Annotated in this window: 6 protein-coding genes; all 6 read right to left on the reverse strand. The window is 61.0% G+C overall.

Annotation, left to right across the window (positions count from 1 at the left end):
- Positions 1-198: 198 nt before the first annotated feature.
- The 6 genes from AB5164_RS03530 to metK all read right to left on the reverse strand — a co-directional run bounded on the left by AB5164_RS03530 (position 199) and on the right by metK (position 8,858).
- Positions 199-1,413 (reverse strand): ABC transporter permease, encoded by a 1,215-nt coding sequence (locus AB5164_RS03530; protein ID WP_368142191.1) that lies wholly within the window; start codon positions 1,411-1,413, stop codon positions 199-201.
- Positions 1,410-2,183: an ABC transporter ATP-binding protein gene (locus AB5164_RS03535; protein WP_368142192.1), complete on the reverse strand. Its 774-nt coding sequence runs from the start codon at positions 2,181-2,183 to the stop codon at positions 1,410-1,412. Before AB5164_RS03535 ends, AB5164_RS03530 begins: the two co-directional genes overlap by 4 nt.
- Positions 2,183-3,619, reverse strand: coding sequence for an efflux RND transporter periplasmic adaptor subunit (locus AB5164_RS03540; RefSeq protein ID WP_271738077.1), 1,437 nt, complete (start codon positions 3,617-3,619; stop codon positions 2,183-2,185). The genes AB5164_RS03535 and AB5164_RS03540 overlap by 1 nt, the downstream gene beginning before the upstream one ends.
- A gap of 132 nt (positions 3,620-3,751) precedes the next feature.
- Entirely contained in the window at positions 3,752-5,485 is a 1,734-nt protein-coding gene (locus AB5164_RS03545; protein WP_368142193.1) for a L,D-transpeptidase, read from the reverse strand.
- 172 nt (positions 5,486-5,657) lie between these two features.
- Entirely contained in the window at positions 5,658-7,265 is a 1,608-nt protein-coding gene (gene sdaAA / locus AB5164_RS03550; RefSeq protein WP_368142194.1) for an L-serine ammonia-lyase, iron-sulfur-dependent, subunit alpha, read from the reverse strand.
- A 312-nt stretch (positions 7,266-7,577) separates the two neighbouring features.
- Entirely contained in the window at positions 7,578-8,858 is a 1,281-nt protein-coding gene (gene metK / locus AB5164_RS03555; protein WP_368142195.1) for a methionine adenosyltransferase, read from the reverse strand.
- Positions 8,859-9,082: the final 224 nt, after the last annotated feature.

Below are 9,082 nucleotides of genomic sequence, written 5' to 3' on the forward strand. Positions count from 1 at the left end.
ATGCGTGCCCTCCCGCCTGCGAGGAGGAGCGCCCCGAGCAAGCTCGACCCGTACAATCCTGTCATCCGCCAATCGCTCGAGGACGACGCACGGAACTGGCGCAAGCAGCCCTTCAATAAGTTGCGGTGAAATAGCGTCTGTTTTTGCTGCTAAATAGCATATTCAGTCCCTAATTCACCGCAACTTGTTGGTGGTGGCTTACTGGTAGCGTAGGCATTCCACCGGGTCGAGCTTTGCTGCACGGCGAGCGGGGTAGAAGCCAAAGATTACGCCGATGCCGACCGATACGGCAAACGCGATCAATACTGTTGTAATGGAGAAGCTTGGCGTGATCGTCCCGGTAGCTCCAAATTCGCTCATGATGCCCGAGCTTGCGGCAAAGAACGTGAGTCCCCATGCCAGCAGATAGCCAATCAGGACACCCAACAGTCCGCCGGTGACGCACAGCGCCGAGGACTCGGCCAAAAACTGCGCGGTGATATCGCGACGACTTGCGCCCAGGGCACGGCGAATGCCGATCTCACGGATGCGCTCAGTCACGTTGGTGAGCATCATATTCATAATGCCGATACCGCCGACAAGCAGCGAGATGCTGGCGACAGCGCCCATGATGAGCGAGAACGCGCCCATAAAGGAGTTGAGTGCATCGATGGCGCTTTTCATGGAGGTCGCCGATACACTGTCGTACTCGTCCTCCTCCTCGATGCCCTTCATCGCGCGCACCTTGGACTCGATGGTTTTGCAGAGCTCATCCATGTCTGTGCCCTCGGCGGCAAGAGCCGTCACGCTGGAGAATGAAGGATTTTCGTCGCCAAACAGGCCTGAGATGGTTTCGCGCGGCATATACAGCGTGAGCGAGCCCATGGAGTCGTTGCCGCCATCAATCACACCTACAATCTGCACCTCGCCGTTGGACACCTTGATGGTTTTCCCCAGCGCATCCTGTTCGTTGCCGTAAAGCTGATCGGCGCCGCCGCGGCTGATGAGCGCCACGCGCGAGCCTGATTGGGACTCGGCCTGGGAATAGGTGCGCCCCGCAACGAGCTTGCTGGCCCCCACGGCGTCGAGCATGTCGCTATCGACACCCTGTGCCATGACGGTATAGCTTTTATCGCCGGTCTTGTACTCGGTATACGCGCTGTCGACAATGCCGATCTGCTCTATCTGCGGCACCAGTTTTTGAAGCTTCTCGATGTCGGACTCGGTGAGTTCTTGCGACGAATAGATTTGCACCATGCGTGCCGCATTGAGGCCCAGACTGTTGACCAGGCTGTTTTGGATGCCGCCGATGAGCGAAGTCATGGCGATAACCGAGGCGATGCCGATGACAATGCCCAGGATGGTGAGCAGGCTGCGCCCCTTGTTGGCTTCGAGCGAGTGAAGGGCTTCCTGGATGAGATCGCGGGCGCTCATACCATCTCTCCTTTCGGCGGGTTGGCGGAGGCGGAAATCCTGGGCAGGCTATCCACGGCGCTGCGCAGGGTCCGCGGTGCATGTGGAATATACGCGCCATCGTGAATGCGACCGTCGCGGATGGTCACGGCACGGTCGGCCTCGGCGGCGATGCCGGGGTCGTGTGTGATAAGCACGATGGTTTTGCCGCGCTTCTGGAGCTTATGGAAGGTTTCCATCACAAGCGCTCCGGTAGCGGAGTCCAGGTTTCCCGTCGGCTCGTCGGCCAGAATGATGGGCGGGTCATTGACGAGGGCGCGCGCGATTGCGACGCGCTGCATCTGGCCGCCCGAGAGCTCGGATATGCGGTGGTCCCAGTGGTCGAAGGGCAGCGTGACAGCCTGCAGCGCGTGCACGGCGCGCATTTCGCGCTGGCTACGGGGCACATTGGTGTAGGCCAGCGGCAGCATCACATTTTCGATAACCGACAGGCGCGGCAGCAGGTTGAAGCTCTGAAAGACAAAGCCAATGCTCAGGGCGCGAACTTCGGTGAGCTCCTCATCATCGAGCTCGGCCACGTTGAGCCCTTGCAGGTAGTAGTCGCCCGCCGTCGGCTTATCCAGACAGCCTAGGATGTTCATGAGCGTCGACTTGCCCGAGCCCGAGGGGCCGGTGATAGCGACGAATTCGCCGGGATTTACCGCCAGGCTCACGTTGTGCAGGATGTGGGCGCACCCCGCCACGCTCTCAAAGATGCGGTGCACGTTGCGGATGTCGATAACGGGACGCATTACATGCCCTCGTCGGCAGACATACTGCCCGAATCCGCACCGTAGCCGCCGTCAGCCGTTGCGTCCGCTCCGGTGTCCATGACGAGGGTGTCGCCATCGCGCAGCTTGGTAACCGGAACGTTGGGGTTGATCTCGTTGCCCTGGTCGTCGCGCTTAACCTGTGTCTTGCCGACTACGGCTTCGTTGTCGTTTTGCGTCACGACGGTCACCTTCACGCGATGGGTTTGCTTGCCCTCGTCATCGGTTGCGACGTTGACGTAATAGTGTTCGCCGTCTTCGGTCATGAGCGCCATCGTCGGCACCATCACCACGTCGTCGAGCTGCTCGGTCACCACCGAGACCTCGGCCGTCATGCCCGGCTTCAGGCGCGCGTCGGGCGCCTCGATGAGAATATCGACGTTAAAGGTCACGCTGCCGCCGCCACCGTTGGCGGCGTCGGAGTTTGCCACCGACGCGATAGCCGTGACGGTGCCCTGGCTCACGATATCGGGAAACGCGGGATACGTGACGTTGGCGCTCTGCCCAACGGCGATCTTGGCGATGTCCTTTTCGCCCACCTGCACGGTCACCTTCATCTTAGATAGGTCGGCGATCTGCATGCACTGCTTGCCGCCGCTCGTATCGCTTTCGCCCATGATCATGCCGCCTGTAACCGTGGCGCCCACTTTGGCATTGAGCTCCACGATGTTACCCGAGCTCGGGGCCGTGACCGTGCGACTGGAGGCCTTGGCGTTCGCCTGGTCGAGGTTTGCCTGGGCTGATGCGAGGCTGCGCTGCGCGGCCGATACGGCGTTCGTGTCCACTGATGCGGCGGAGACGCCAGCCGCTGCGGAAGCTCCCTCGACGTCCGTCGTTGGGGTGGCCTGCGCAGCAGCTGCGGCTTTCTGCGCGTTGGCGAGGTCTTCTTGAGCGGCAGCAACTGCACGCTGCGCCTCGGCAACGTTGCGATCGAGCTCGTCGTTTTTAATGGTCATAAGTACGTCGCCCTCGTTGACGGATTGGCCTGCCTGCACGTTGATAGAATCGACCGTGCCGTCGACAGAAGGGGAGACCACTGAGGACGAAATGGGTTTGAGCTGGCCTTTCGCCTCGACCGTTGTGGTAAACGTGCCCTCGGTCACCATGTCGGTCACAGGACCGCTAGCGCCCTGTGGCTGCACATTGATAACAAGGGTTGCAACAATGGCAATGAGCGCGACGGCACCCACGACGCCGGCGGCAATACCGCGACGAATCAGCTTTTTGCGTCGGCGTTCGGCACGCTTTGCCTTGAGCTTGGCATATGCCTCTTCATCGGAAATCTCGGCCGTATCGTTCGCGCGTCCGCTCTGCTTGTCGGCATGTACGTTTGTAATCAGAGGAAACGTTTCGGTGGCACCTTCGGGCGTGCGCTCGGTATCATCTGGGCCCGGGGTGATCGTGGGGACATTCGGCATAGCGTCTCCTTTATAGAAAGAACCTCGATAATTATATGCGCCCACCGGTTGGGGCGGGCGCATAGGACGGTTTCTTTCGGAACTGTTAGATTGGTCGCAGCGGTTCCACGTTGTAGGAATGCGCGCGTTGCACTACGAGTGGACAACCACGCACAGGCCGACTTTGATGCAATCGTGCAGTGCCTTGGCGTCGGCCAGGCGCAGGTTGATGCAGCCGTGGCTACCGCACCATTTATAGGACTCGGCATTATCGAAGCTCTTGTCGTTTTGCCAGGTGGCATCGTGGAAACCGATCATATTGCCCTCGAACGGCATCCAGTAGCTCACCGGGCTCTCGTATTTGGGCTTACCGGTCTCGGGGTCCTTGGCTCCGATCAGGGTGCTGCCGCCGTCGTTGCTGTTGATTTGCCACACGCCCTCGGGGGTGGCGTCTTCGCCCGGTTTGCCGGAAATAAAGTTGGCCTCCCAAACGATATTACCGTTCTCGTCATAGTAGCGCGCGTGCTGCTCGGACAGGTCGACGTCGATATACGCCTTCCAGTCGGGCTCTCCCTTTGCGGTAAAGGTGTCGGCCTTCTGGGAGTACTTGATCTCGATCTCGCCGGTCTGCTTGTTGTTAATGGCGTCCTCGACCTGCTTGGCGAGCGAGCTGCTGTCGATGGACCAACCAAAGTCACCGCCTTCGACGGCGCACTGCTTGCCATCGGCGCGCGTCCACCAGCGAGTGGAGCCCACGGTATTAAAGCCGTTGGCGAGCTCGGCTGCCCAGCTACTGATCTGCGACGTATCGAGCGTGGGGTTGGCCGGATCGGCAAAGCTGATCCACTGCAACACGGAGCTGCCGTCGACCTTTCCGGCATCCTCGCCGTTGAGCTTGAGGGTCACGTTGACGCCCAAGAAGTTGTTGGCGGCATCGCATGCGGCCTGAATCTGATCATCGGTCAGCGTGCCATTGAGAGGATCATAGGCATCGTTGCCGAGCTTGGAAAGATCGACGGTCTCGGCCAGCGAGGCAAGCTCGAGCTCGGCATACTTAATGACATGCTCGCGGTTGAGTTTTTCGTTGGAGCGCGCCTTCTCGACGGTAAACTTGCCGGCCTGCTCGTCATAGGAGCTATTGGCCTCGAACGTGCCCGAACGGCCCTCGTTAAACTCGTCGATGGCGGCGCCCAGATCCTTCTCAAACTGCTTTTGGTTAAAGGTGTCGGAGAGCATGGACAGGTCAACGTCTTGATCAAGATCGACTTCGTTGGGGGTGGCGGTTGTTTTGGTCTTGCCGCTTAAGGATTCCACAAGGCGGACCGGCCATACAAAGGCTTCGTTGTGGCTGATGATTTCTTTTGCGGCAGCTTCGCCGTCGACGATGGGCTCATCGGACTCGGGCTGATAGGTCCAGCTAAAGTCATCGCCTGTCACGGCGAGCTTATAGTGCTTCCATGCCGAATTGACCTTGGTGGCGGCAGACGAAGCGTTGGAGAACGAGACGTCGACGCCGGCGATGGTGGTGTTGGGGTAGGCTACCTGCGAAAACGCTACGACGCCTACTATATAGACAATGACGATTAGGCCCAGGACGACAAATAACGTCGTCTTTTTGCCCGACTTATTGTTCTCGGCGGACTTGCGCGCGGGGCCGCGATCGCCTCGAGCGTGCGTGGGGGGCTGCTTGGGTGCATTGCCGTTTGCCTGGCGCCGCTGACGTTGTTGACGCTGCTGTCGCTGTTGGTTCGGGTGTTGGGAAGCGTTTGCTGCACTACGCTGCTGACCGTGGCTCGGCGCGATAGGACGCGGCGACTGAACGCCGCCGGTGTGCCTGCTCGGCTGCTGCGGATCGGGAATCAGTTGAATTCGATCGTTTTGCGACATCGTATGCATATCCTTCGATTTTCGCCTTGCGGTTCATCGTGTTTTTACCTTGCGGTTCATCGTGTTTTTACTGGGCTTGCATTATAGCGATTGCCCTACTGTTTGTGGTACGGAAACGGTGGCATTCGAAAGAGCTGGGACAAATGTCCCACTATCGAGTCGTTCAGGGTCACTACCCGCACACACCGCATTTTGCACAGGCCGAAAGTGCGGCCGGAGCCTGCGCGATGCCGCCCTTTGCCGTCTCGCGCAGCGTTGCCGGCAACGCGTGACCCACCGAGAGCATGACATGTGCCATCTGGTCAAACGGCACCAGGCTCTTAATGCCTGCGAGGGCGAGTTGTGCCGAGCTAAAGGCCGCTGCCACGCCGATGGCGTTGCGGTTTTGGCAGGGCACTTCCACGAGGCCACCGACGGGGTCACAAACGAGACCCAGCAGGTTACTTAGCGCGATGGAGCTGGCGTCGAGCGCCTGCTCGGGCGTGCCGCCGAGCATCTGCACCAGCGCGGCGGCTGCCATGGCGGCGGCGCTTCCGACTTCGGCCTGGCAGCCGCCCTCGGCGCCGGCAACGCAGGCGCTTGTGGTGAGGTTGAGGCCGATTGCGGCTGCGCAGTAGAGCGCGTCCATGACCTGCTCGTCGTCGAGCTGCAGGCGATTGGCGAGCGCCAGCACGCAGCCTGGGACGACGCCCGCGGAGCCCGCCGTGGGGGCGGCGACGATCACGCCCATCGTGGCGGAGCGTTCGAGCACGGCCATCGCGCGGGCCACAGCTTCGGTCTGAACGGGGCCCATCAGGCTTGCACTTAAATCGTTGCGGCCGGTGGCTTCGACGAGCTTGGCCTCGCCGCCGATAAGCCCGCCGAGCGAACGCTGCGGATTGGCGATGGGGGCCGTGGTCTCCTCGCGCATGACGTCGAGCACGCGGCGCATGGCGGCGACGGCGTGGGCCTCGCCGGTCAGACGCGCCTCGCGCACGGCCATAACGGCGCCGATGCTGAGCCCCAGTTCCTCGCACGCATCGAGCAGCTGCTCACCGTCGTCGAAGATCTCCTTGGCCGAGACGCCGGGGGAGAGCGACGAGGCAGAACCGGGGAGCTCGATAAACGTTGCGTAATCGACATTGTCGAGCTTGCGTAGCATGGGGACGACGGTGTCGTCGGGCGCGCCGTCGGTCTCAAAGACGGAGTAGGCCTGGCCGCCCACTTCGGTGCGGTAGGTGCGGCAGAAGGCGATGTTCACGTGTGCGTAGGCGAGCAGGTTGGTGAGCGCGGCGAGTACACCGGGGACGTCCTTGTGCGCGACGAAGAGCGTGGAATACATGCCCGAGATGTCGACGCCGACGCCGTTAATGCGGCTGATGCGCATCTTGCCGCCGCCCAGGCTCTCGCCGCGAATCTGTGCCGTGGCGCCTGTGTCGTCGACCATGTCGATGTCGACGGTGTTGGGGTGGATGGACGCGTCGTCGCCCTTGATGTCAAAGTGATATTCGAGGCCCTGCTCGCGTGCGAGGTCGAAGGCCTGCTTGATGTTCTCGTCATCGGTGTCGAGGCCCAGTATGCCCGCGACGAGCGCACGGTCGGTGCCGTGGCCGCGGTAGGTGTGGGCGAAGGAGTTCCACAGGCCAAAGGTGACTTTGGTGATGCGGCCTTCCAACAGGCTGGCGGCAACTTGGGCGCAGCGCAGGGCGCCGGCGGTGTGCGATGAGCTGGGGCCGACCATGACGGGGCCCAAGATCTCGAATACCGAGGTCGTAGCTAGTGTTTGCGGCTTGCCTGCCATATGCGCTCCTGTTCTATCCCGTCGTCCCGAGGGGCGGGGCATAAGGTCGCCTGCTCGGACAGTCCTGCTCGCACGGAGAGCACATTAAGTGCTCTCCGGCTCGTGCGGAACTCGCGATCGACCTTATGCCCCGCCCCTCGGGACTAAGGATACATGGTTGGGGTTGCTAGATGGCAAAATTCATTAGCTAGGGACGCAGCGTAGGCTCATATCGAAGCATCTTCACCACCGGATTAATAAAAAAAGAAGTACCGGTTGGAGCCGGTACTTCTTTTGGTGCGTTGTTTCTTGGCTGTAGCTTTTGCCGTTAGCTTACAGGCCGCAGGCTGCTTTGAGTTCTTTGACTCGGTCGGTTTTCTCCCAGGTGAAGTCGGGGTCTTCGCGGCCGAAGTGACCGTAGGCTGCTGTCTTTTCGTAGATGGGGCGACGCAGGTCTAGGTCGCGGATGATTGCGCCCGGGCGCAGGTCGAAGGTCTTCTCTACGGCTTCAACGATCTTGTCCTCGGCAACATGTGCGGTACCGAAGGTGTCGACCATGATTGAGAGGGGCTTGGAAACGCCGATGGCGTAGGCAAGCTCGACCTCGCAGCGGTCGGCCAGACCGGCGGAGACCACGTTCTTGGCGACCCAGCGCGCGGCATACGCGGCGGAGCGGTCAACCTTGGTGCAGTCCTTGCCGCTAAAGGCGCCGCCGCCGTGACGGCCGTAACCGCCGTAGGTGTCGACGATGATCTTGCGGCCGGTGAGGCCCGTGTCGCCCATGGGGCCGCCCACGACAAAGCGACCGGTAGGGTTCACGTAGATGTCTGCGTTATCCCACGGCATGTTCTCAGCGGCCATGACCGGGGTGATGACGTGCTCGATGAGGTCGGCCTTGATCTTGCCCATGTTCTCGATCTCGGCGGCGTGCTGCGTGGAGATGACGATGGTCGTGACCTCGACGGGCTTTCCGTCCTCGTAGCGCACGGTGACCTGGGTCTTGCCGTCGGGACGTAGGTAGGCGAGGGTACCGTCGTGACGCACCGTGGCCAGGCGCTCGGCCAGGCGGCTTGCCAGGTAGTGTGGCATGGGCATGAGGGTCTTGGTCTCGTTGGAGGCATAACCGAACATCATGCCCTGGTCGCCGGCACCGATCAGGTCGATCGGGTCGGTGGTGGCGCCGGTCTGGGTCTCGAATGACTCGTCAACGCCCTGGGCGATATCGGGCGACTGCTCGTGGATGAGGCTCATGACGCCGCAGGTGTCGCAGTCAAAACCGAACTTGGCACGGTTGTAGCCAATGCGGCGGATAACGCCACGGGCGATTTCCTGAACGTCTACGTAGGCCTGGGTGCGAATCTCGCCGGCGACGATGACGGTGCCGGTGGTCACGAGGGTCTCGCAGGCGCAGCGGACGTTCTCCACGTTGGCAGGCACGCCGTTGGGGGCGATGTAGCCCTGCTCCTGGAGCTCTATTTCTTTGGCGAGGATTGCGTCGAGGACGGCGTCGCTGATCTGGTCAGCGATCTTATCGGGATGACCTTCGGTCACCGACTCCGACGTAAAAACAAAGGACCCGTGTTGGGGCGGGATGGAACGAAGTTCTTCTGACATGATTGTCCTTTCAAAAACGTGTCCCGGCGACCGTTACCATTCCGCCGGGCTCTCTATGCAAGGGCACATCATAGCGCGTAAATCAAACATTCACACCCTTTCCGCACCTACTCATTGGGGACAGACATAAATGACCAGCCTTAAACCAAGAACGTCCATTACAGTCGAAATTGTCAGCCCGGGACCGTCTCGGGCTACGATTGAGGCGCGCCCAGAACGGGCCG

It is taken from the genome of Collinsella aerofaciens (assembly GCF_040915425.1).
Taxonomy (GTDB): Bacteria; Actinomycetota; Coriobacteriia; order Coriobacteriales; family Coriobacteriaceae; genus Collinsella; species Collinsella aerofaciens_BW.

Bases quoted from the DNA above. Each gene is read 5' to 3' on its own strand.
- AB5164_RS03530 (WP_368142191.1), bottom strand. From the start codon at position 1,413: ATGAGCGCCCGCGATCTCATCCAGGAAGCCCTTCACTCGCTCGAAGCC.
- AB5164_RS03535 (WP_368142192.1), bottom strand. From the start codon at position 2,183: ATGCGTCCCGTTATCGACATCCGCAACGTGCACCGCATCTTTGAGAGC.
- AB5164_RS03540 (WP_271738077.1), bottom strand. From the start codon at position 3,619: ATGCCGAATGTCCCCACGATCACCCCGGGCCCAGATGATACCGAGCGC.
- AB5164_RS03545 (WP_368142193.1), bottom strand. From the start codon at position 5,485: ATGTCGCAAAACGATCGAATTCAACTGATTCCCGATCCGCAGCAGCCG.
- sdaAA (WP_368142194.1), bottom strand. From the start codon at position 7,265: ATGGCAGGCAAGCCGCAAACACTAGCTACGACCTCGGTATTCGAGATC.
- metK (WP_368142195.1), bottom strand. From the start codon at position 8,858: ATGTCAGAAGAACTTCGTTCCATCCCGCCCCAACACGGGTCCTTTGTT.